Consider the following 22910-nt stretch of genomic DNA (forward strand, 5'->3'; position numbering starts at 1 on the left):
TTCCCATGATCATTCTTTCCATAATCAGAACACTACGCAAAGCGGAGGCAAGATACGGAGACTCCTCCGGGAACAGTACGTGTCCGAAGTCCCGCAGACAGCGATCTTTGCTTGTCGAGGAAGCTGAGGTTGTGCCCGTGGAAAGCGATGTATCTTGCAGCAGCATATGCAAGCACTCAGCAAAAATCAGAATGGAAGAAAGCTTCAATCCGAAAATTTTCACTAGTTCGCAGTCGTTATCAACTATGAATAAGGATGTGACCGTTGAAAATGTGACACTTCCTACCCTGTAATCGTTCGTCTCTAGGGAGAAAGTTTTAGTTGTGTCCCAGTCGCTTTAAGTTTTGTCATTGAATCGGGGATTCTTGTCTGTCAAGTCAGGTGATTGCTTATGAAAACCATTTTTGCAACACTGGTATTTGCCGTAATTCTTCTTTGGTTATAAATCTTAACATAAAGAGCAGGATAATATAAATGAACAATAAGACAATGAGCATCAGAATGAACATGAACAGATTCGATTCCATACCACTGAACATATCCCGCAGAAACCTTCCACACACCCACGTTAAGGTTACTAATAATCCCATTTTAAACAGATCACTGCCAGCTATCATAAATTTAATTTCCTTGTAAAGGCTTGCCAGGTGCAGTAACGTAACGAGAACAACACCGACTGCCATGGCAATGGCAACCCCATTTATTCCAAAGTTTGGATTCGATGCCAGTAAAAAGAGCACCGTCAATTTTATGGCTGCCCCAATCAAACTGTTCCACATGGCGGGTCTCGCCAGGTCCAGGGCCTGTAATGCAGCCTGTAATGGTGACTGAATATAAAGCAAAATGAAAAAAGGCGCCATCAGTACTAGAAAATTACTTGCATTGGCACTTCCATACATAAAGTTTAATATGGGTGCAGCAAATAAGGTGAGTACAATAGTTGCAATCGCACCGGATGCAAATGAAATTCTGATTGACTGATGAATCCGGTAATGGATAAGCTGCTTATTCTGATGTGCATCTGCTTCGGATATGGATGGTACAAGAGCAATGGATAACGAATTTGTAATAAAGGTAGGCAAAAATAGTAAAGGTAACACATAACCGGTCAGCTCTCCATACTGTTTTGTTGCCAGTGAACTGGAAATACCGGCAATTGCCAGACTTTGTGCAACAAGGATCGGTTCGAGAAAATGTGATATATTGCCGATCAATCGGCTTCCTGTACTGGGTAGTGAAATAGAAAATAGTTCTTTTAGCGTGCTTTTGCTGGACTGAATGTAGTGAAAGAATCGATGCCGGACTCGTACAACTTTTTGACGTTTAAATACACCTGCCAAGTACAACATGGATGCAAGCTCGCCTAGAATAACACTGAACATCGCACCTGCAGCAGCAAACGCGATCCCATAAGGAAGGAGCACCTTTATAAAAAAGGCGACACAGGCAATCCTTACAAGTTGCTCAATAACCAGCGCAAAACTTTGTGGCTTCATGTTTTGTCGTCCTTGAAAATAGCCTTTTAGAACAGAAGATATAGCGATGATCGGTACAATCGGGCTAATGGCAATTAAAGGGTATAATGTCCGTTCATCTGTCAGCAAAGTTGTAGCGATGAATGGTGCAGCTATGATCATGCCTATCGTAAAAAAAATACTTAATATGCCGGTTATGAGTAATGATACAACTAGAATACGCTTGATTTTAGCCCAGTCATTTTTAGCCTCTGCTTCGGATACCCTTTTGGAGATAGCCACAGGGAGTCCGAGCTGTGTCAGTGTAATTACCAAAAACAATGTTGGAAGTGCCATCATATACAAACCGACACCTTCTTCACCCATGACTCTGGCTATGACCAGCCGGTTAATAAAGCCGAGCAGTCTCGTTATCATGCCTGCCATGATCAGGATTAGCGTTCCCTGCAAAAATGTTTGTTTGGTCAATATGGCCGACCTACCTTCTCAAAAAATAAAATTTCAGATACAATGATATATATGCAAAGAAGTGGGCCAAGCATGACAAGCATGAAGAAATAAGTGGACAAGGTGAGGGGGGCATTTGCATGGACATAACAAAAAATGTATATGAATGGAAAGCAGAAATTGGACCAGCATTGAAAAGTAAAGCAACTGAGTTACGACTGATGGGATATAATGAGGCAACAAGTGAAGATGTATGGAACTGTTTGAAAGAAAAAGTGTGGAAAGGTAATCCTTCCAAACGTTTATATGAAGTCGTTCAGGATATATTTCATCTATCATCCAATATTTATATGAGTTATCTAACGGTCAATGCCCATCAGGATGAAGGCTTAGCCGCATCCATTGCTGCGTTGACTGAAAACGATTAGACAGAAGCAAATTAATGGATACATAATGTACGAGTCGTGAAATGTTAAGGGAGGCAAAACGACAGATGAAAACCAGAGGCAGAATTGTTGCCTTTTTTCTGATCGTACTTGTATTGGCAGGAACGATTGGTTCAACGGTGACAGGAATTGCAAAAGATATTAATTTAGGTCTGGACCTTCAGGGCGGCTTTGAAATTTTGTATGAAGTGGAGCCTGTAGAGGATGGCCAGGAAACAGACAGGGCATTACTTGAATCAACCGTCCGGATCCTTAATGAACGTGTGAACCGGCTGGGGATCAGTGAAGCAAATATTGATATTGAAGGCGAAAATAGAATCCGGGTCCAGCTTGCTGGGGTTGAAAACCAGGAAGAAGCTCGTGAGCTGCTATCGACGTCAGCACGTTTATCATTCCGGAATGTCGATGATGAGAAACTGATGGACGGAAGTGATGTGGTTCAAGGAGGCGCCAGCCAGGACTTTTCCCAGCAGACAAACGAACCAATTGTTACACTGCAGCTTAAGGATGCATCCAAGTTCCGTGATATTACAAGTGAATTATCTTCCAAATATGATCCGGCTACTCCTTTTCCACAGCGTGAGGATTTACTGGTTATATGGATGGACTATCAGGAAGGCGATTCATTTGATGAAGAAGTACAGAAAGAAGATTCAAAATATGTTTCAGCAGCGGGGGTTGATGAAACACTTAATACAACAAATGTGATGATCGAAGGAAACTTTACTGTTGAGTCTGCCCAGCGTCTGGCTGACATCATCAATGCCGGGTCGTTACCTGTCAATATGACGGAACTGTATTCCAACACGGTAGGTGCACAATTCGGTGAGCAAGCACTGGATAAAACAGTGTTTGCGGGAATTGTCGGCATAGGCATTGTATTCCTTTTTATCATGGCCGTTTACCGTTTTCCAGGAATCATTGCAGCCATCAATTTAAGTGTCTATATCTTTTTGGTTCTGTTAGTGTTTTACTTGATGAATGGCGTTTTGACACTGCAGGGGATTGCAGCATTGATTCTCGGTGTTGGTATGGCAGTTGATGCGAATGTCATTACTTTTGAACGGATTAAGGAAGAACTTAGGGAAGGCAAATCGGTACAGGCTGCGTTTAAAACGGGATCCAAAAACTCGCTTCGGGCTATTGTTGATGCCAATATTACGACGTTGCTTGCCGCATCTGTATTATTCATATTCGGTACCAGTTCTGTCAAAGGCTTTGCAACCATGCTGATTTTAAGTATTGTTGTCAGCTTCCTGACAGCAGTCTATGGTACAAGGTTATTGATGGGATTATGGGTCAAAAGCAAATTTTTGAAAAACCGTCCGGGCTGGTTCGGTATCAAGCAAAAGGATATTAAAGATATTGCTGATTCAACTGAACGGGAACCGAAAGTCTTTAACCAGGAACTTAATGTTACACAGCACCGGAAGAAATTTTTTATGGCATCCGCGTTAATGGTTGTTCTAGGAGGGATTGCCATTGGCCTGTTCCAGCTGAATCCAGGCATTGACTTCACCAGCGGGTCAAGAATCCAGCTAGCTGCTGAAGATAGTCTTAATGCGGAGGAAATTGAAAACGGTCTGGAAGAATTAGACTTGGAAGCCGAGTCAGTTGTTCTTACAGGTGATGATAACGAGGGAGCTATTCTCCGCTATGACCAGGTGATTGATGAAGACCGGATTTCTGAAATTCAAACGTATTTTGGAGAAAATTTTAATGCCGATACAAGTGTCAGTGTTGTCTCTCCAATTGTCGGGGAGGAGCTCGTCAAAAATGCGCTTTACGCTGTCGCCATTGCATCAATCGGTATGATCATCTACGTTACTCTCCGATTTGAGGTGTTTTTCGGGCTTACGGCAATCATTGCGCTCATTCATGATGCCTTCTTCATCCTGGCGATTTTCAGTCTGACCAGAATCGAATTTGATGTGACCATTGTAGCTGCGATACTGACGATCATCGGCTACTCCATCAACGACACAATTGTTACGTTCGACAGGATCCGTGAAAACCTGAGGAAGAAGAAGCGGATTAGATCGTTTAAAGAGCTTGCCAAAACTGTTAACAGAAGTCTGGTTCAAACCATGACCCGCAGTATTAATACGACCGTCACAACGATGATTGCCGTACTGGCATTCCTGTTCCTAGGTGCCCAATCCATAACAGGATTTGCGATCGCACTGGCTGTCGGGCTGCTTGCGGGTACGTATTCATCTTTGTTCCTGGCATCACAACTATGGCTCGTCTGGCGTGGGAAAAATATCAAGGAAAAACCTGTCGTCTTTGCCAAAAAGAAACGTAGAGAAGGTCCACAGGTTTAATGGAAAAGAATCCCTGAGCTTGTTAAGCTTCAGGGATTTTATGGTTAACTTCAGGATGAAAAGGGTAATTTACACAATAAAGCTGTTATGTAAAGGAGGAGATTATTTTGAGAGGACAAACTTATGTCATTCTGGCCATTTTATTTGTTTTTATTGTTGCAGTATTTGCAGTGATCAATGTAGCCCCGGTGGAGATTAATTATTTGTTTGGCAGCGGGGAAGCACCTCTGATTCTGGTGATCCTGCTTTCGGTATTAATGGGAGGCATCATCACAGCTGCAGCAGGACTTGTGAAGATGATGCAATTACAGCGTGAACGGAATGTACTCATGTCGGAGAATGATCAACTGAAAGAAACGTTGAGAAATCATGATTTATTAAATGAACCAAATCTTGTAGATGAAGCAGCTGAGCAGGCTGAAAAAAATGAAGATCAATAAACCTGATTGCTCCCCGTGACTATCTCTTGTATACTGGATTAGTCAGGGGTGAGTTTATGTTAGAGAGTAAAATGAAATGGAAGTTTGCCGGAAATCAAAACAATATACCACATTGGAATTCCAAAAGATTCTCACCGCTTATCAAAGAATTGTTATTACAGCGGGGTATTACATCAGATGAAGAAGCAGAAATGTTTTTATCTCCTGATTTAGCACATTTAGACAGTGTACAGTTAATGTCGGATATTGATAAAGCAACGGAACGTATACATAAAGGGGTTGCAGCAGGTGAAAAAATTCTCGTCTTTGGTGATTATGATGCAGATGGTGTCAGTTCAACAGCCATCATGATCAAAGCGTTGCGGGAGCTTGGTGCGGATTGTGATTACTATATACCAAACCGGTTTACAGAAGGTTACGGTCCTAATGAGGAAGCATTCAGAACGGTCTATGAAAATGGATATCAACTAATCATAACCGTTGATACGGGGATAGCAGCTGTTCATGAAGCAGCTGTTGCGGATGAGCTTGGAATCGATCTAATTATTACCGATCATCATGAGCCACAGGAACAGTTACCGGATGCCTATGCGATTATCCATCCAAAATGTTCTCCTGATTATAAGTTTAAGGAACTTGCAGGTGCAGGTGTCGCATTGAAGTTTGCCGAAAGCCTGCTCGGCTATTTTCCAAAACAATTTCTCGACTTGGCAGCCATTGGGACGATTGCTGACCTTGTTCCATTAGTCGATGAAAACCGGATCTTTGCCTATTATGGATTAAAATCTGTGTCTGCTACCAATAATCCAGGTTTGAATGCCTTAAAAAAAGTATGTGGTATTACAGGGAATGTCAGTGAAGAAGATATCGGTTTTTCAATTGGTCCCAGATTAAATGCAGTCGGCCGATTACAGGATGCTGATCTGGCGGTTCAGCTGCTACTGAGTAATGATAAGGATGAAGCTGAGCAAATTGCAGAGATGGTCCAATCGATCAATCAGGAACGGCAGAAGATTGTCAGTGATATTGTGAAAGAGGCAGAAGAAATGGCGGAGCCGGCTGATGATCAAGGTGTAATTGTTGTGGCCAAAGAAGGCTGGAATCAGGGGGTGCTCGGTATTGTGGCATCAAACCTGGTGCGGAAATATGACCGTCCGGCAATTGTACTGTCTATTTTGCCGGAAGAGGGAATCATGAAGGGATCGGCCCGAAGTATTCCCGCCTTTGATTTATTTGCAAATTGTATGGATATAAGGGATCTCTTTACGCACTTTGGTGGTCATACTCAGGCTGCGGGGATGACGTTGCCGATGGACAACCTGCAACCATTGCAAACACAACTTAATGATATGATTTTTCAGCAGCTGACAAAGGAAGATTTCACCCAGGAGATTGAGATTACCAAGACAATTGCTGTGCCCGAAATCAATGAAGAACTGGTCGAGGAAATCAGGCAGCTGGCACCATTTGGCATGGCCAATCCAAAGCCTGTATTTCATGTGAAGGATGTACCTGTTGATATAAGACAAATCGGAAAAGCACAAAAGCATTTAAAAATGCAATTCCGGGACCAAAACAAAACACTTGATGGAATCGGTTTTGGATTCGGGAATGTATATGATCATCTGTCACCAAATACACCAATATCCGTTGTTGGTGAGCTCAGCATTAATGAGTGGAATAGTTTTCGAAAAGTACAGATTGTTATGCAGGATATGAAAATTGATGAGAAACAGCTATTTGATCACCGAGGAAAGCGTGATTTTAATATGACGCCGTATATACGTCCATATTCCGACCATATAGCAGTTCATCAAACTTTACCGGATGAGAATGCTTTTCCTGATAACGTTTTATGTGTTACATATGATACAGACATAAGCAGCCTGAAGGAAGTTCATACGCTATTTTTGTTTGATTTGCCAACAGATCTTAAGGGACTAAAAATACTGCTGCAGCAACTTAATCCAATTAATATTCATGTATGTTTTCGGCTGGAAGACAGTACTTTTATGAAAGCTTTTCCTTCAAGAGAGGATTTCAAATGGCTGTATGCACATCTTGCCAAACGAAAACAGATCAATATGGATAAGGAATTATCCATGATCATGGATGCTAAGGCATGGACAAAAGACCGGATTAAGTTTATGGCAAACGTTTTTTTTGATCTTGGTTTTGTTAAAATAGATAATGGTATGATTCAATTAAACCTAAATCCTGTGAAAAAAGATTTAACAGAATCAGCTATCTATCAAGAACGGCTGAACAGGGCTGAAATTGAAAAAACACTGTACTATTCAACATATGATGAGCTAAGATCGTGGTTGTCGGAATGCATGAAGGATAGGCTAACGCCTAAGGAGGAACCAATTTATGGATTATAAAAAACATGTACAAATTGTTGAAGATTGGCCAAAAAAAGGTGTACAATTTAAAGATATAACACCATTAATGGATAATGGAAAAGTTTTTAAATCAGCTGTTGATGAAATTGTAGAGTTTGCCCGCAAAAAAGATATTGATATAGTTGTTGGTCCGGAAGCAAGAGGGTTCATTATTGGGTGTCCTGTTTCCTATGCACTTGAAGTAGGTTTTGCACCGGTAAGGAAAGAAGGAAAACTGCCACGTGAAGTGATCAAAGTTGATTATGGTCTTGAATACGGCAAGAACGTGCTGACAATTCATAAGGATGCCATCAAACCTGGTCAGCGTGTATTGATTACTGATGATTTGCTGGCAACGGGCGGAACAATCGATGCGACCATTCAATTAGTTGAAGAATTGGGTGGAATTGTCGTCGGGTGTGCTTTTCTGATTGAACTGTCTTATTTGAACGGACTGGAAAAACTCGAAGGCTATGACGTACTGACATTAATGCATTATTAGTTTTGAGATGTGATCGTATCAGGTCTGATTGAATCATTCATCAGACCTATTCTTATTCGCAGTAAGGGTGAAATGATGAAACGACTTGAACCTGAATGCGAACAGTTTTTCCTTTACATTTCTTCAATATTTTTTAATACTATACACAATAGAAGTGGCTGTCTCTTTCTTTTCTTTGAATTAGGTGAAATAAACTATACAAGCTGGTAAACCGGATACTGTCAATAAAACGCATTGCTAAGTGAATTCAGGTGATTTTATGGCTAAAGAAGAAACGTTAACAAGTGAAGAAGTGATTGATAAAGCCCGGCGGTATCTATCAGAAGAGGATGCGGATTATCTTCGTCGTGCATATGAATTTGCCGCGGATGCTCACAGAGATCAATTCAGGAAATCAGGTGAACCTTATATTGTTCATCCGATTCAGGTCGCCGGGATTCTGGTTGATCTTGAAATGGATCCGGTAACGATAGCAGGCGGTTTCTTACATGATGTTGTCGAGGATACGGATGTAACACTGGAGATATTGGAAGATTCATTTAACCATGAACTGGCAATGCTCGTCGATGGTGTTACCAAACTTGGCAAAATAAAATATAAATCGAAGGAAGCACTCCAGGCAGAGAATCACCGTAAAATGTTTGTTGCGATGGCCAGGGATATCCGGGTTATTTTGATTAAGCTTGCTGACCGGCTGCATAATATGCGCACTTTAAAACATTTACCGTCTGAAAAACAGCGCAGAATTTCCAATGAAACATTAGAAATATTTGCGCCATTAGCTCACCGGCTGGGAATATCGACGATTAAATGGGAACTGGAAGATACTGCATTACGCTACCTGAATCCCCAACAGTATTACAGAATTGTTCAGCTGATGAAACAAAAACGGGAAGAACGGGAATCTTATATCGTTGAAGTTATTGATGAATTGAAGCATCAATTGAACGATGTCAATATTGAGGCAGATATTTCGGGAAGACCGAAGCATTTATACAGTATTTATCGCAAAATGGCCAAGCAAAATAAGCAGTTTAATGAAATTTATGACCTGCTGGCAGTACGGATTCTCGTTCATAGTATAAAAGACTGTTACGCCGTTCTTGGGATCATTCATACATGCTGGAAACCGATGCCGGGCAGATTCAAAGATTATATCGCTATGCCCAAGCCAAATCTTTATCAGTCATTGCATACAACTGTCATTGGCCCAAAAGGTGATCCGCTGGAAGTTCAAATCCGTACAAAAGAAATGCATGAAATTGCGGAATATGGAATTGCAGCACATTGGGCTTATAAGGAAGGAAAGCACTTATCGAAGGAAAATAAATCGTTTGAGGACAAATTAACCTGGTTCCGTGAAATTCTTGACTGGCAAAGTGAGACACATGATGCGGAAGAGTTTATGGAAACATTGAAAGTGGATTTATTTTCCGATATGGTTTATGTTTTTACCCCCAAAGGTGATGTTGTTGAGCTTCCGTCCGGTTCAGTGCCACTCGATTTTGCCTACCGGATTCATACGGAAGTCGGCAATAAGACAATTGGCGCAAAAGTGAATGGAAAAATGGAACCGCTCGACTATCAGCTGAAAAATGGGGACATTGTGGAAGTCATGACCTCAAAACATTCCTATGGACCCTCACAAGACTGGCTGTCGATCACCCAGACGTCACAGGCGAAAAATAAAATTAAACAATTTTTTAAAAAGCAGCGTCGTGATGAAAATATCAGCAAAGGCAAAGAGGCTGTCGACAAAGAGATCCGGGCACTTGGAATCGAGCCTAAGGAAGTATTGACACAAGACAATTTAAACCGTGTATTTGAAAAATTTAACTTTTCCAATGAAGAAGACATGTATGCTGCAGTCGGATATCAGGGCATTACAGCTGCATTGATCGCAACACGTTTGACAGATAAGGTGCGTCAGGCCAGACAAAAAGAGCAAAACCTTGAAGATACCATTGAAGAGGTCAAAAATGATACAAATACAGTAACGAAAAAAGTGCAAAAAAGGGATTCGGGTGTGAAAGTTGAAGGTGTCGATAATTTATTAGTACGCCTGTCCAAATGCTGCAACCCGGTACCCGGTGATCCGATTGTCGGTTATATTACGAAAGGCAGAGGTGTATCGGTTCACCGTACGGATTGCCCCAATGTCCAGACAGAAGATGTTAGACAGCGTCTGCTTCATGTTGAATGGGAAAATAGCCCTACAGACAAAAAACAGTACCATGTTGATTTGGAAATATCTGGATATGATCGTCGAGGGCTTGTAAATGAAGTATTACAGGCGGTAAATGAAACAAAAACAAATATTACGTATGTGAACGGCCGCTCCGATCGAAATAGAATGGCTGTTATTCACATCACGATTCTGATTCATAATACTGGGCATTTAAAACGGATCGTCGACAGAATTAAGCAGATAAAAGATGTTTACACTGTAACACGTACTACACAATAAAGTGAAACTTCATTCAGCGGACGTTTTTCCCGCTGAATGTTAGTTGAACCGAATCGGACCAATACAGGCAGTTGTTCCAAGGAACAAAGGCTAAAAACGCAACATCCCTGTTGCAACGCCTTTGTGACATGCATCTTGCAAGCCCGAACAAAATCGAGCATGCAGGGTCAGTTATCCGTCGTTTTTTGGTGGGTTACTGATCATTCAACGGGGATAAGATATTTTGTTTTGGATAAAGGAGTCATGATACCATGAAAGTCGTCATTCAGCGTGCGGAACAAGCCAGTGTGACAGTGAATGACTCGACGATAGGGGCCATTGATTATGGCCTTGTTGTTCTGCTGGGTGTTACACATGATGATACAGCAGAAGATGCAGACTACCTGGTTAACAAACTGGTTCATTTGCGGATTTTCGATGATGAAGATGGTAAAATGAATCGGTCATTAAAAGATGTTTCCGGCAAAGTACTGTCCATATCACAGTTCACGCTGCATGCTGATACACGGAAAGGGCGCTGTCCGAATTATATGAATGCTGCCAAACCGGAATTGGCAAATGAACTTTACGACTATTTTAATCAGCAGATCAAGCAGCATGATATTCAAGTGGAAACTGGTGAATTCGGACAAATGATGCAAGTTCAGTTAACCAATTCAGGTCCGGTAACACTCATCCTCGACAGCCACGATAGATAAAGTGAAACTTCATTCAGCGGAACGGGTTTCTCCGCTGAATGTTAGTTGAACCGAATCGGGCCAATACAGGCAGTTGTTTCCGTGTGGTTTAAGTTTTGTACAACATGTTAGTGTGGGAACTTAGTGCCTGTTGTGGCGGGATAAAGTGAAACTTCATTCAGCGGAACGGGTTTCTCCGCTGAATGTTAGTTGAACCGAATCGGGCCAATACGACGCACAGGACGTGCTAGTGCCGATTATGCGACAGGACAAGGAAAGCTTCGGCAGCGTTACTTCGCACGAAGAAAAAGTGCTTTCCTTTTTCGAGGACGCCGCGTTATGATCGGTCAGGCAGTTGTTCCCTTGGATTTTATTTAGGTTCTTCTATTATCTGGATGTGAGGACCTGGTGTGGTTACATGCCCGATAACGGACGATGGATCATGATGATCATTTTTCTTTTGTATTCTTCAGGTTGAAATATTGGCTTAGACCGGTAACAATTCCTGCTACCAGATTTTTTTGATAGCTGTTTGTTTTGAGAAGCTGTTCTTTTTCAGGATTAGAAATAAATCCGAGTTCTACGAGAATGGATGGCTGAAAGTTTTGCCTAATAACGTAGTAATCTTCATCTTGCACACCACGGTCAGTTGCTCCTGTTTTGCTGACTAACTCCTTTTGAACCAGTTTTGCAAGTTCTTCATACTGTTCGTGATAATAATAAGTTCCGATTCCTGTTACATCAGATGCTTTAGGAAAGCTGTTGTAATGGATACTTATAAAAGCATCTGCAGTTGTCAGATTGGATAAGCTTGGTCTGCTGGCAAGCGGAACAAACCGATCTTCTTCCCTCGTCAAAATGACTTCAGCACCAAGAATGCTCAATTCTTTTTCAAGTTCCTGCATCGTGCGGTATGTAAAATCTTTTTCATATGTTCCGCTAGCCCCGATTGCCCCAACATCACGTCCTCCATGTCCTGCATCTATGACGATTGTTTTATTTTCAAGTCCTGTTGCAATAGATGTCATTTGATGGTTGACAAAATCTTTAAATACATAACCGGTTATCTGCTCACTTGCAATGTTATACCAGTCACCGCTTTCTGCTATGACATCGAATTCTTCTCCTTTTTCAGCATATCCGGCGATTTCATATTCAGTTGAGGGTCCATTTCGCAAATGGGTGTTGTCATGTTGAATCGTAATCGATTTGTTGACTGTATCATTATTTGCAGACCTGTTTGCTGGATTTTCATCGGAGTCTCGATGTATGGATACGAACTCATCTGTTATCCAGCCGCTCCCATGCTCCATCTTGATTTCCACCCAGCCGTTTTCCTGGCTGAGAATCGGAAATGTCTCCCCGGTATGTACCTGGCCAATCTGATCAAAGTCTGTTCCCGGACCTGTCCGGACATTCAGGTTATCAGTGGCAATGATTGCTTCATCAGCTTGTACCACTGATACAAATGCAAAATAAAAAACAATAGCAAACAATATGGTGGATTTATTCCGATGCACGCATGTTCCTCCTAAAACTTCTTTGTACTTTTATATTCTAATAAAAAATCATCGATTAGGCAAAGCTAATAACAACAAGGGAGGCGTTATGATGCGTGTATATGAAAAACAGTGGATCACACATACTGATAAGGAAATTTATGGCGCTGATTTTCACGGTTTTATGGAAATGGAAGACCGGTTTAATCATATGGAAATAGCAACGGAATTAGGCATTTCACTTGGAGAGGTGAAAAGGCTGAAGAAAAAAATAACCCGTACTTGACAACAAAAGTACGAAACATTAATATAGTAATCATTCAACACGATGTAAATAAAAGATGTAAATAAACAAAACCAGTGAAGGAAACAGTAATCAGATTGTTTATGCTAAGAGAGAAGATGTCATCGGCTGGAAACATTTTTGCATAAGCCCTGATGAACGACATTCCTTAGGTTCTGTATCGAACAGAGGCTGGAAATTTCAGGTGACTTGTCTTGAAATCCGCTACACCCTCATCTGATCCGGTATGATACAAGTAGGTATAGACGTCTTGCAGGCGTTAACTGTGAAGAGCGGATGTTGGAAAACATCAACTAGGGTGGCAACGCGGGCAGACTCCCGTCCCTTATTCAGTAAGGGATGGGAGTCTTTTGTATCCTCAGAAAGTATAGATTATGGCTGACCCTGTAAGAAATACTTCAGCAAACGCCATAAGAAGAGAGCGAGCCTAGAGTTTTTCTAATATGTAATAATAGGGGGTATTGATGATGAGTATGAAAGCTCCGAGAGGTACGGTCGATATTTTGCCGGAAGAGGCTGCAAAATGGCAGTTTGTCGAAAATAAAATTAAAGAAGTTTGCAGCAGATATCATTTTGACGAAATACGAACACCTTTATTTGAGCATACAGAAGTATTTCAGCGGGGAGTAGGCGATTCTACCGATATCGTCCAAAAGGAAATGTATACGTTTGAAGACCGTGGCGGCAGAAGTCTGACACTGCGGCCGGAAGGTACAGCATCGGTTGTACGGTCATTTATTGAACATAAAATGCATGGCAATCCAAGCCAGCCTGTCAAACTGTATTATTTTGCCCAAATGTTCCGATATGAACGTCCACAGAAGGGCAGGATGCGTCAATTAAATCAATTCGGCGTTGAGGCTATGGGCAGTGCTGACCCGGCTCTTGATGCAGAAGTGATTGATCTAGCCATGTCCTGTTACAGGGAACTCGGACTGAAGTCACTGAAACTGGTGATTAACTCACTGGGTGATCAAGATAGCCGGGAAAATCACCGGCAGGCACTCGTCGATCATTTTACACCGCACAAAGATGAACTATGCAGTGACTGCAGGACTCGGCTTACACAAAACCCTCTGCGTATTCTGGATTGCAAAACGGACAGGGAACATCCTGCGCTGAAGACAGCACCATCCATTCTTGATTATTTGAATGAGGAATCCATTGCATATTTTGAAAAAGTCAAAACCTACCTGACAATGATGGGGATCGATTATGAAGTTGATCCAAATCTTGTACGCGGACTTGATTATTATAATCATACTGCTTTTGAAATTATGAGTGAAGCAGAAGGGTTTGGTGCGATTACGACTCTTGCCGGCGGCGGCAGATATAACGGCCTGGTAGAAGAATTAGGCGGACCTGCCACAACCGGAATCGGATTTGGCATGGGGCTTGAACGTCTGCTGATGGCGCTGGAGGCTGAACATATTGAAATCCCGGCAGATCAGGACTTGGACTGCTTCCTTGTTGCGGTCGGTGCTGAAGCGGAAAGAACCTCTGTTCAACTCGTTCATGATTTGCGGAAAAACGGTATCCAGGTTGACAGGGATTACCAGGGCCGTAAGACGAAGGCACAATTTAAAGCAGCAGACCGCTATCGTGCAAAATATGTATTAGTATTAGGTGATAGTGAAATACAGCAGCAACTGGTGAATGTAAAAGAAATGAATACCGGTAACCAAGAACAAGTACCATTAACGCAATTAGTGGAATATTTGCAAGGCAAGCTGTCAGGAGGAAATGTCCATGCGTGAACGAATATTGTCTGGTACGTTAGGCCAAAAAGATGTTGAGCAATACGTACTATTAAAAGGTTGGGTGCAAAAACGCCGGGATTTAGGCGGATTAATTTTTATCGATTTACGTGATAAATCCGGTCTTGTTCAGGTTGTCTTTAATCCGGACCATTCCCGGGATGCTTTGGAGACAGCTGAAACGGTCCGGAGCGAATACGTTATAGAAGTTTACGGGAAAGTGGTGGAACGCGATGCAGAAACCGTTAACCCGGTTATGGAAACTGGACGTATTGAAGTACTGGCATCGGCATTAACGATTTTAAATAAGGCCAAAACACCACCATTTCTTATCCAGGAGGAATCGGATGTTGCAGAGGATCTGCGGTTAAAATACCGCTACATTGACTTGCGCAGAAATTCATTGCAGGAAACGTTCAAAATGCGCCATCAGACTACTCGAGCCATTCGAAACTTTTTAAATGATGATGGCTTTCTGGAAATGGAAACCCCAATTTTGACAAAAAGTACGCCGGAGGGTGCAAGAGACTATCTAGTGCCAAGCAGGGTACATCACGGCCAATTTTATGCACTTCCCCAATCGCCACAGCTGTTTAAACAGCTGATCATGATGAGCGGTTTTGAGAAGTATTACCAGATTGCACGCTGTTTCCGTGATGAAGATTTGCGGGCAGACCGCCAGCCGGAATTCACACAAATTGATATTGAGACCTCATTTATGACCAGTGACGAGATTATGGATATGACCGAAAATATGATGCAATATGTTCTCAAACAGGTTAAAAATGTAGATATCTCATTGCCATTGCCAAGAATGCCTTACCATGAAGCAATGGAGCGATTTGGTTCGGATAAACCGGATACGCGATTCGGCATGGAACTGATACATGTGTCGGACATTGTGGCTAATTCATCGTTCAAGGTGTTTCAAGGGGCGATTGAAGCAGGCGGGAGCGTTTGCTTGTTAAATGTAAAGGGACAAGCGGCAAACTATTCCCGTAAAGATATAGATCAATTAACCGAATTTGTAAAAGTATATGGAGCCAAGGGGCTGGCATGGCTGAAAGTTGAAGGAAGTGACGTGAATGGCCCAATTGCTAAGTTCCTTACAGATGCAGAAAAAGATAACTTGATTGAGCGGGCCGATGCTGCAGATGGCGACTTGTTATTGTTTGGTGCCGATAAATCATCAGTTGTTTATGACAGTATGGGGTCATTGCGGCTGAAACTCGGAAAGGAATTGAACCTGATCGATGAGAATAAGTTCAATTTTCTCTGGGTAACCGATTGGCCGTTGCTGGAATATGACGAAGATCTCCAGCGGTACTTTGCTGCCCATCACCCTTTTACAATGCCGGTTGAAGAAGACTTGGACAAGATGGATACAGAACCAGGAAGTGTCCGTGCCAATGCCTATGACCTTGTTTTGAACGGTTATGAACTTGGAGGAGGTTCATTACGTAATTATAAAAGAGACCAGCAGGATAAACTTTTTGAAGTATTAGGCTTTACGCAGGAAGAGGCGAACGAGCAATTCGGTTTCCTCCTTGAGGCACTGGAATATGGTGCACCGCCACATGGAGGAATTGCAATGGGATTAGACAGGATTGTCATGCTGCTTTCCGGGAGATCGAACCTAAGGGACACGATTTTATTTCCGAAGACAGCTTCAGCATCTGATTTATTAACAGATGCACCAGGCAATGTTCGTGATGAGCAACTGAACGAACTGTTTGTTCAAATCAGAAGTAAAGAATGAGTGATTTGAAAAATTGTTGTAGAAATGTAACATCTGTCATGCATATTTCATATTAGTGAATATTGATTATAAATTATGTATATGTTAATATAATTTTACAGTCACAAGGTTAAAAAAGCGTTCAATCCTGATGTGTACGTCTGATACATTCGTTTTGACCGAACACTTATATAAACGGGAGCCTGCATAGGTTTTCATATTGCGTGCATGCCCCTTGGTCGGGGAAGCATAATAAATATGGAACAGGGCACCCACCTGCCAGGAGCGGGATCAAAACTGGAAAGCAGACGGCACAATTGGGATTGATAGATACATAAGACAGATGCAGAAAGTCGGAAGCTATCATTCAGAAAAAAAGGAATCGGCCATTAGCCGATTCCTTTTAACTTTATCAATGGGAGAGGTTGTCCCATTTGAAGACGGGTGTTCCTATTGATTGGTTCCATCTGCAACTTGCTGGAGATTTCCGTTTTTATCCATCCGGAACGATGGTGCCTGTAAAGAATCCTGATCTTCAAATACTGTCATTTTCCGGGCTCTATCCATGATTTGCATGAATACTTGATAGTCTTCCTGTACGGTTTCAAGTTGTTTTGTCGTACGGGTCAATTTACTTTCCAGTTCACTTACCTGTTCCCTTAATTTTTCATTCTCTTGTTTCATTTGCTCCAGTGATTGTCTTGATTGATTGGAAGCCTGATAGTCTTTTTTTAATTGTTTTAAAAATTGAATAACAGAATCCATTGTTAAGGTTTGCTGTTCCGGCACATTTTCTGCTTCTGCCGACTCCGCCTGTTTCGTTTGTGCTACCGTGACAACAGGTTGTTTGGCGTTTTTCGCGGCAGCACGTTTTTTCTCTTTTCGTTGCCGTTTTGCAAGTTCTATTGCATCATTATATTTATTTCGAACCTCGGCATTCCACCGGAAACCGCAGGCAGCTGAAGTACGATTTAACTTATCGCCTACTTCCTCAAACGCGTGTAATTGTGTACTTCCTTCTCTGATATGGCGTAATACAGTTTCCGCCAGCAGCAGATCATCTTCGTGTGACCAAGCATCTTGTCTTACTTTAGTCATTTTGTTCAACTCCTTTTTCAATAACGGTAATCATCATTATTTCTGTCATAGATTTTAGTCTTTATTGTTTAGTTTGACCGCTTGAAAAAGGAATTATACCTCTAAAATCTAGTATTATTTTTTTCTGACTGGATTTTTTCGTGCACCTGTTTTAATTGCTGTTCAAATTTGCCGCTGTTTTTAGGCTTATAGTAGTCTTTATTTTTAATGGTATCGGGCAAATATTGCTGATCAACCCAGCCGTTTTCATAGTTGTGGGGATATTTGTAATTAACTCCCCGTCCCATTTTGTGTGCTCCCTGGTAATGGCTGTCTTTCAAGTGTGCCGGAACATCACCGCTTTTTCCATTGCGAATGTCATCAAGTGCCTGATCAAGTGCCTTATAAGCCGTGTTGGATTTAGGAGACAGGGAAAGTTCCACGACTGTTACTGCCAGTGGTATGCGCGCTTCGGGGAAACCGAGGCGTTCTGCAGCCTGAACGGCGGACACTGCACGTGGCCCCGCCTGTGGATTGGCAAGCCCGATATCCTCATAGGCACAAACGATCATGCGGCGGGCGATACTGTCTAGATCACCAGCTTCAATCAGTCGGCTGAGGTAGTGTAATGCCGCATTGACATCACTTCCCCGTATTGATTTTTGAAATCCGGATAAAACGTCATAATGGGCATCACCATCTTTATCATGAGAAAAACTTTTTTTCTGCATGCATTCCTCGGCGACATCAAGTGAAATAATAATTTTTCCCTCGTCATTTTGCGGTGTTGAAGATACAGCAAGTTCAAGTCCGTTTAAGGCTGACCGCATATCTCCGTTTGCAGCAAATGCTAAATGTTCCAATGCTTCTTCCATTAATTCAACAGGCTCAGAACCTAAGCCATTCACATTATCTGTTAATGTCCTCTTGATTGCTGTTTTAATGTGTTCCATCGTTAATGGATGCAGCTCAAATAAATGGCATCTGCTGCGGATGGCAGGGTTAATAGAATGGTAAGGGTTACTTGTTGTACAGCCAATCAGCGTCAGGAGATTACGCTCGATATGCGGAAGCAGGAAATCCTGTTTTGCTTTGTCAAGTCTGTGCACTTCATCAAGCACCAATACAACTTGTCCGCTCATTTTTGCTTCTTCGACTACAATCTCCATATCTTTTTTCTTGTCGGTAACAGCATTAAGCATTTTTACCGGGATATCCAGGCTTTTAGCAAGAGCATATGCCATCGATGTTTTTCCGGTTCCGGGCGGTCCGAAAAGAATCATTGGTGACAGTCGTTCAGCCTGAATCATACGGTTTATGATTTTCCCTTCGCTGACCAGGTGTTCCTGACCGATAATATCGTTTATGTGGCCAGGCCGCATGCGAAAAGCAAGTGGTTGTTGTTTCATTTTAATCGTCCTTTGTATAAAATAATAAGCTGTATATGTAAAAGCGTAATTCTGATTGTGTTAAAATGCAAGAAACAGGTCATTCGTGCTATAATATTTTGTATTGTTATAAAGTGAAACTTCCATCAGTGAGGTGCTCTTTCCCACTGATGGTTAGTTGAACAGAATCGGGGTGCTAGCGTCTGTTACTTCCACTTATACACATTTGTTTCACTTATTTTTTAGAAATGGGAGTGTTACGGACGGTTGCACCGGGATAAAGAATGGTGTACGTTTTAGATATCACGAGGTGTTATAAATGAAGATTTCTACAAAAGGACGATACGGTTTGACCATTATGCTTGAATTGGCTAGGAAGCATGGCAATGGACCAACATCGCTGAAGACGATTGCACGTGAAAAAGATCTCTCTGAACATTATCTGGAACAGCTGGCTTCCCCATTACGAAATGCGGGACTGATCAAAAGTGTGCGAGGAGCTTATGGCGGTTATGTACTGGCTAAAGATCCGCGTGACATAAAGGCAGGCGATATTATTCGCGTGCTTGAGGGGCCGATTTCCCCTGTCGAAGGAATAGAGGATGAGGAACCGGCAAAACAGGCACTGTGGATACGAATCAGAGACGCTGTTAAAGAAGTGCTGGATACGACAACGTTGGACGACTTGAAGCGGCACGAAAATGATCATCAGCAGGATGCATATATGTTTTATATTTAGGCTGTTTTCTAAGACATTATTACTTTTGAATAAAGTGAACAATTGTTTCAGTGCTCCGAGCAGCCCGAATACATGGATCCTCCTGTCGGAACAGTCCAATGTGAGACCCGGGAGTGAGGTGCGAGCGCTCACGAGTCACTCTGGGAAACTGAAGTGTATTCGGGCTGCGGACTATATAACAACAATCTATAAGAAAAAGCTTATATTTAATTAGATCATGAGCAGGAAAAGGGGTCATCAACATGGAACGTATTTATCTGGATCATGCAGCCACAACACCGATGGATCCAAGGGTAGTTGAGGCGATGAATCCGATCATGACAAATGTTTTCGGCAATCCGTCAAGTGTTCATGCATTTGGACGGAAAGCAAGACAATACCTCGATGGTGCTCGACGGACAATGGCCAAAAGCATTCAAGCAGATGAAAAGGAGATTGTCTTCACGAGCGGAGGAACAGAAGCGGACAATCTGGCGATGATTGGTACAGCCTTTGCCAACCGGGACAAAGGGAATCATATTATTACGACGGTCCAGGAACATCACGCTGCACTGCATACAGCAGAATATCTGGAACAGCAGGGATTTGATGTCACTTATTTGTCAGTGGATGAAACAGGCAGCGTAAATGTTGATGAGTTAAAGGAAGCATTGACAGAGGAAACCATTCTAGTTTCGGTGATGTATGTCAATAATGAGACAGGCGTAATCCAGCCGATTGAGTCAATTGGACACGTGTTAAAAGATCATCAGGCGTATTTTCATACAGACGCTGTACAGGCTTTCGGCTTAATGGACATTGATGTCAAGAAAGCCGGAATTGACCTGCTGACGGCCTCTTCCCATAAAATAAACGGACCAAAAGGGATTGCATTTTTATATGGTGCCAGTCATATAAAAATGAATGCACTGCAATTTGGAGGCGAACAGGAACGAAAACGCCGGCCGGGCACGGAAAATGTTGCCGGGGTTGTCGGATTCCAGGCTGCTGTCGAATTAGCGATGGAACTAAAAGCAGAAAAAAAGCAGATGTACGAGAATTTTAAAGAACAGTTTATGAAACGGTTGTCTCACAATGGGGTAACATATGATGTGAACGGAGTATTGGATCATACCGTTGCTTCGATTGTCAATATCAGTTTTCCGGGCACAAACGTTGAATCGCTCCTGACAAATTTCGATCTGGAAGGAATAGCTGCCTCAAGCGGAAGTGCATGTACAGCCGGATCAGTTGAACCGTCTCATGTGCTGGCAGCCATGTATGGGGAAAATGATGAACGGACAACCAATTCGATCCGGTTCAGTTTTGGTTCGTTCAATACAGAGGAAAATGTAATGGAAGCGGCCAATCGTGTGGCCAAAATCGTCAAACGTTTAACAGAATAAACAGAGGTGGTGAAAAACATGAAAGACAAACAAGATACACGAGTCGTTGTCGGCATGAGCGGCGGTGTTGATTCATCTGTAGCAGCATTGCTCCTGAAAGAACAGGGCTACGATGTCGTCGGTATTTTCATGAAAAATTGGGATGATACGGATGAAAACGGCGTTTGCACCGCCACAGAAGATTACGATGATGTTGTTCGCGTATGCAATCAGCTGGATATCCCTTATTTTGCCGTCAATTTTGAAAAACAATACTGGGATAAAGTTTTTACGTATTTTCTTGATGAATATCAAGCAGGCAGGACGCCGAATCCGGATGTTATGTGCAATAAAGAAATCAAGTTCAAAGCATTCCTGGAGCACGCTCTGTCACTTGGTGCAGATTATCTGGCTACAGGACACTATGCACAAGTGAGAGAAAACAATGGAAAATATGAAATGCTGCGCGCGGTGGATGACAACAAAGACCAGACGTACTTTTTAAATCAATTGACCGGTGACGTGCTGGAGAAAGTGATGTTTCCTTTAGGACATATGACGAAACAGGAAGTAAGAGAAATGGCAAAAGAGCACGATCTGGTTACTGCAGCCAAAAAGGACAGTACCGGTATTTGCTTCATCGGTGAACGGAATTTCAAGGAATTTATAAGCGAATATTTGCCTGCACAGCCTGGACTTATGAAAACATTGGATGGTGTTGAAAAAGGCCGGCATGAAGGGCTTATGTATTATACGATCGGCCAGCGCCAGGGACTGGGCATCGGCGGATCAGGTGAACCATGGTTTGTTGTTGGAAAAAATCTTGATGAAAATGTGTTATACGTGGGACAAGGTTTTCACAATGACAAACTGTATTCCGATGCCCTGATCGCCTCCGATGTTAACTGGATTAATCATACGCCTCCCCAATCGTTTTCATGTACAGCCAAATTCAGGTATCGTCAGCCGGACAGCGACGTTACTGTTACCAGAATGGAAGATGGCAACATACATGTTGCATTTCACGAAGCGCAGCGGGCAATCACACCTGGTCAAGCTGTCGTATTTTATGATGGTGATGTCTGCCTGGGCGGCGGAACGATCGATGAAGTCATAAAAGATGAAAACCATCTTGACTATGTCGGATGACCGGGAATTTTCGCATGCCACTTTTACGACTTGACGAGGTGAAACAATGGATAAAAATCAGCAGGCGATACAGTTGATGAAAGAGCAGAAATATGAAGAAGCAGCAAGTCTATTTAATGAAATGATCGAAGCAAACCCTCAGGACCCGATAGGCTATATTAACTTCGGGAATTTATTGCTGCATGTTAATGATGCGGAACGCGCGGAACGCTTTTATGAAAGAGCGATTGAACTGGATCATAATGCAGCAACGGCCTATTACGGGCTGGGGAACATGCACTATGAAAAACAGAATTATAAGAAAGCACAAGAAAACTTATTAAAAGCGATTGAGATCGGACTGGAAGAGGCTGATGCATACTATCTGCTCGGGATGTCTTTCTTTCATCAGGAGAAATATAGACTGGCATTGCCATACCTGATGCGTGCAGCTGAACTTAAACCTGATGATACAGATTATTTGTTTCAATACGGACTGTCACTGGCTCAAAGTGAACATATTAACGATGCGAAGCCGTTATTTCAGCAAGTTCTTGAGCAGGATGATAATCATAGTGATGCCCATTATAATTTGGGTGTCATTGCCTTATATGAAGAAGATCTTTCCACAGCCCTGGATCATTTCAACCAGGCCCTGGAGATTCAGCCGGAGCATATGCTGGCAGCTAATGCTAAAAAACAAATCATGGAAGTATGGAATAATACTGATATGTAAGATAGCGAGGTTATTCGC

At 42.3% G+C, this 22910-nt stretch carries 18 protein-coding genes, 1 other RNA gene and 1 other annotated feature; of the genes, 15 read left to right on the plus strand and 4 right to left on the minus strand.

The window, feature by feature from the left end; genetic code table 11:
- Positions 1–389: 389 nt before the first annotated feature.
- Positions 390–1943 (minus strand): stage V sporulation protein B, encoded by a 1554-nt coding sequence (spoVB, locus tag BM195_RS00215; RefSeq protein ID WP_090231921.1) that lies wholly within the window; start codon positions 1941–1943, stop codon positions 390–392.
- 119 nt (positions 1944–2062) lie between these two features.
- Between spoVB and BM195_RS00220 the strand changes: the two genes are divergently transcribed.
- The 7 genes from BM195_RS00220 to dtd all read left to right on the plus strand — a co-directional run bounded on the left by BM195_RS00220 (position 2063) and on the right by dtd (position 11183).
- Positions 2063–2350 (plus strand): post-transcriptional regulator, encoded by a 288-nt coding sequence (locus BM195_RS00220; RefSeq protein WP_090231925.1) that lies wholly within the window; start codon positions 2063–2065, stop codon positions 2348–2350.
- A gap of 65 nt (positions 2351–2415) precedes the next feature.
- Entirely contained in the window at positions 2416–4692 is a 2277-nt protein-coding gene (gene secDF / locus BM195_RS00225) for a protein translocase subunit SecDF (protein ID WP_090231928.1), read from the plus strand.
- A gap of 107 nt (positions 4693–4799) precedes the next feature.
- The gene (locus BM195_RS00230) at positions 4800–5132 is read left to right on the plus strand and encodes a LapA family protein (RefSeq protein ID WP_090231933.1); all 333 of its coding nucleotides are present in this window, start codon (positions 4800–4802) and stop codon (positions 5130–5132) included.
- Between the two features lie 56 nt (positions 5133–5188).
- On the plus strand, positions 5189–7516 hold the full coding sequence (gene recJ / locus BM195_RS00235) for a single-stranded-DNA-specific exonuclease RecJ (RefSeq protein ID WP_090231936.1): 2328 nt from the start codon (positions 5189–5191) through the stop codon (positions 7514–7516).
- On the plus strand, positions 7506–8018 hold the full coding sequence (locus tag BM195_RS00240) for an adenine phosphoribosyltransferase (protein WP_090231939.1): 513 nt from the start codon (positions 7506–7508) through the stop codon (positions 8016–8018). Before recJ ends, BM195_RS00240 begins: the two co-directional genes overlap by 11 nt.
- Positions 8019–8277: 259 nt before the next feature.
- Positions 8278–10485 (plus strand): RelA/SpoT family protein, encoded by a 2208-nt coding sequence (locus BM195_RS00245; protein ID WP_090231941.1) that lies wholly within the window; start codon positions 8278–8280, stop codon positions 10483–10485.
- A gap of 251 nt (positions 10486–10736) precedes the next feature.
- Positions 10737–11183: a D-aminoacyl-tRNA deacylase gene (gene dtd, locus BM195_RS00250; protein ID WP_090231946.1), complete on the plus strand. Its 447-nt coding sequence runs from the start codon at positions 10737–10739 to the stop codon at positions 11181–11183.
- Positions 11184–11611: 428 nt separating this feature from the next.
- Here dtd and BM195_RS00255 read toward each other — a convergent pair whose 3' ends face one another.
- Positions 11612–12682, minus strand: coding sequence for an N-acetylmuramoyl-L-alanine amidase family protein (locus BM195_RS00255; RefSeq protein ID WP_090231950.1), 1071 nt, complete (start codon positions 12680–12682; stop codon positions 11612–11614).
- 91 nt (positions 12683–12773) lie between these two features.
- On the opposite strand from BM195_RS00255, the gene BM195_RS18165 reads away from it, so the two are divergent.
- The 4 genes from BM195_RS18165 to ssrS all read left to right on the plus strand — a co-directional run bounded on the left by BM195_RS18165 (position 12774) and on the right by ssrS (position 16788).
- Positions 12774–12947 (plus strand): hypothetical protein, encoded by a 174-nt coding sequence (locus BM195_RS18165; RefSeq protein WP_170848108.1) that lies wholly within the window; start codon positions 12774–12776, stop codon positions 12945–12947.
- A gap of 65 nt (positions 12948–13012) precedes the next feature.
- Positions 13013–13294 (plus strand) — a binding site (T-box leader).
- Between the two features lie 138 nt (positions 13295–13432).
- Positions 13433–14722, plus strand: coding sequence for a histidine--tRNA ligase (gene hisS, locus BM195_RS00260; RefSeq protein ID WP_090231953.1), 1290 nt, complete (start codon positions 13433–13435; stop codon positions 14720–14722).
- Positions 14715–16481, plus strand: a complete 1767-nt coding sequence (gene aspS, locus BM195_RS00265) for an aspartate--tRNA ligase (protein WP_090231956.1) — start codon at positions 14715–14717, stop codon at positions 16479–16481. Before hisS ends, aspS begins: the two co-directional genes overlap by 8 nt.
- A 121-nt stretch (positions 16482–16602) precedes the next feature.
- Positions 16603–16788: non-coding RNA, 6S RNA (gene ssrS / locus BM195_RS00270), on the plus strand.
- A 122-nt stretch (positions 16789–16910) separates the two neighbouring features.
- Here ssrS and BM195_RS00275 read toward each other — a convergent pair.
- Positions 16911–17558: an RsfA family transcriptional regulator gene (locus BM195_RS00275; protein WP_090231957.1), complete on the minus strand. Its 648-nt coding sequence runs from the start codon at positions 17556–17558 to the stop codon at positions 16911–16913.
- A 101-nt stretch (positions 17559–17659) separates the two neighbouring features.
- Positions 17660–18946 carry a replication-associated recombination protein A gene (locus tag BM195_RS00280; RefSeq protein ID WP_090231959.1) on the minus strand — a complete coding sequence of 429 codons (1287 nt, stop codon included), beginning with the start codon at positions 18944–18946 and terminating at the stop codon, positions 17660–17662.
- 298 nt (positions 18947–19244) lie between these two features.
- Here BM195_RS00280 and cymR point away from each other — a divergent pair, with 298 nt between their 5' ends.
- From cymR to BM195_RS00300, 4 genes are all read left to right on the plus strand, one after another.
- The gene (gene cymR / locus BM195_RS00285; RefSeq protein ID WP_090231961.1) at positions 19245–19664 is read left to right on the plus strand and encodes a cysteine metabolism transcriptional regulator CymR; all 420 of its coding nucleotides are present in this window, start codon (positions 19245–19247) and stop codon (positions 19662–19664) included.
- 242 nt (positions 19665–19906) lie between these two features.
- The gene (locus tag BM195_RS00290; RefSeq protein WP_090231963.1) at positions 19907–21049 is read left to right on the plus strand and encodes a cysteine desulfurase family protein; all 1143 of its coding nucleotides are present in this window, start codon (positions 19907–19909) and stop codon (positions 21047–21049) included.
- Between the two features lie 18 nt (positions 21050–21067).
- Positions 21068–22177 (plus strand): tRNA 2-thiouridine(34) synthase MnmA, encoded by a 1110-nt coding sequence (gene mnmA, locus BM195_RS00295; RefSeq protein ID WP_090231965.1) that lies wholly within the window; start codon positions 21068–21070, stop codon positions 22175–22177.
- 46 nt (positions 22178–22223) lie between these two features.
- A complete protein-coding gene (locus BM195_RS00300; RefSeq protein ID WP_090231967.1) occupies positions 22224–22892 on the plus strand; it encodes a tetratricopeptide repeat protein in 669 nt (222 codons plus the stop codon).
- Positions 22893–22910 lie beyond the last annotated feature (18 nt).

The organism is Lentibacillus halodurans, assembly GCF_900112045.1.
GTDB classification, from domain to species: Bacteria; Bacillota; Bacilli; order Bacillales; family Amphibacillaceae; genus Lentibacillus; species Lentibacillus halodurans.

Bases quoted from the DNA above. Each gene is read 5' to 3' on its own strand.
- BM195_RS00290 (WP_090231963.1), top strand. From the start codon at position 19,907: ATGGAACGTATTTATCTGGATCATGCAGCCACAACACCGATGGATCCA.
- BM195_RS00220 (WP_090231925.1), top strand. From the start codon at position 2,063: ATGGACATAACAAAAAATGTATATGAATGGAAAGCAGAAATTGGACCA.
- BM195_RS00275 (WP_090231957.1), bottom strand. From the start codon at position 17,558: ATGACTAAAGTAAGACAAGATGCTTGGTCACACGAAGATGATCTGCTG.
- BM195_RS18165 (WP_170848108.1), top strand. From the start codon at position 12,774: ATGCGTGTATATGAAAAACAGTGGATCACACATACTGATAAGGAAATT.
- recJ (WP_090231936.1), top strand. From the start codon at position 5,189: ATGTTAGAGAGTAAAATGAAATGGAAGTTTGCCGGAAATCAAAACAAT.
- cymR (WP_090231961.1), top strand. From the start codon at position 19,245: ATGAAGATTTCTACAAAAGGACGATACGGTTTGACCATTATGCTTGAA.
- mnmA (WP_090231965.1), top strand. From the start codon at position 21,068: ATGAAAGACAAACAAGATACACGAGTCGTTGTCGGCATGAGCGGCGGT.
- BM195_RS00245 (WP_090231941.1), top strand. From the start codon at position 8,278: ATGGCTAAAGAAGAAACGTTAACAAGTGAAGAAGTGATTGATAAAGCC.
- BM195_RS00300 (WP_090231967.1), top strand. From the start codon at position 22,224: ATGGATAAAAATCAGCAGGCGATACAGTTGATGAAAGAGCAGAAATAT.
- dtd (WP_090231946.1), top strand. From the start codon at position 10,737: ATGAAAGTCGTCATTCAGCGTGCGGAACAAGCCAGTGTGACAGTGAAT.
- BM195_RS00280 (WP_090231959.1), bottom strand. From the start codon at position 18,946: ATGAAACAACAACCACTTGCTTTTCGCATGCGGCCTGGCCACATAAAC.
- aspS (WP_090231956.1), top strand. From the start codon at position 14,715: ATGCGTGAACGAATATTGTCTGGTACGTTAGGCCAAAAAGATGTTGAG.
- hisS (WP_090231953.1), top strand. From the start codon at position 13,433: ATGAGTATGAAAGCTCCGAGAGGTACGGTCGATATTTTGCCGGAAGAG.
- secDF (WP_090231928.1), top strand. From the start codon at position 2,416: ATGAAAACCAGAGGCAGAATTGTTGCCTTTTTTCTGATCGTACTTGTA.
- BM195_RS00240 (WP_090231939.1), top strand. From the start codon at position 7,506: ATGGATTATAAAAAACATGTACAAATTGTTGAAGATTGGCCAAAAAAA.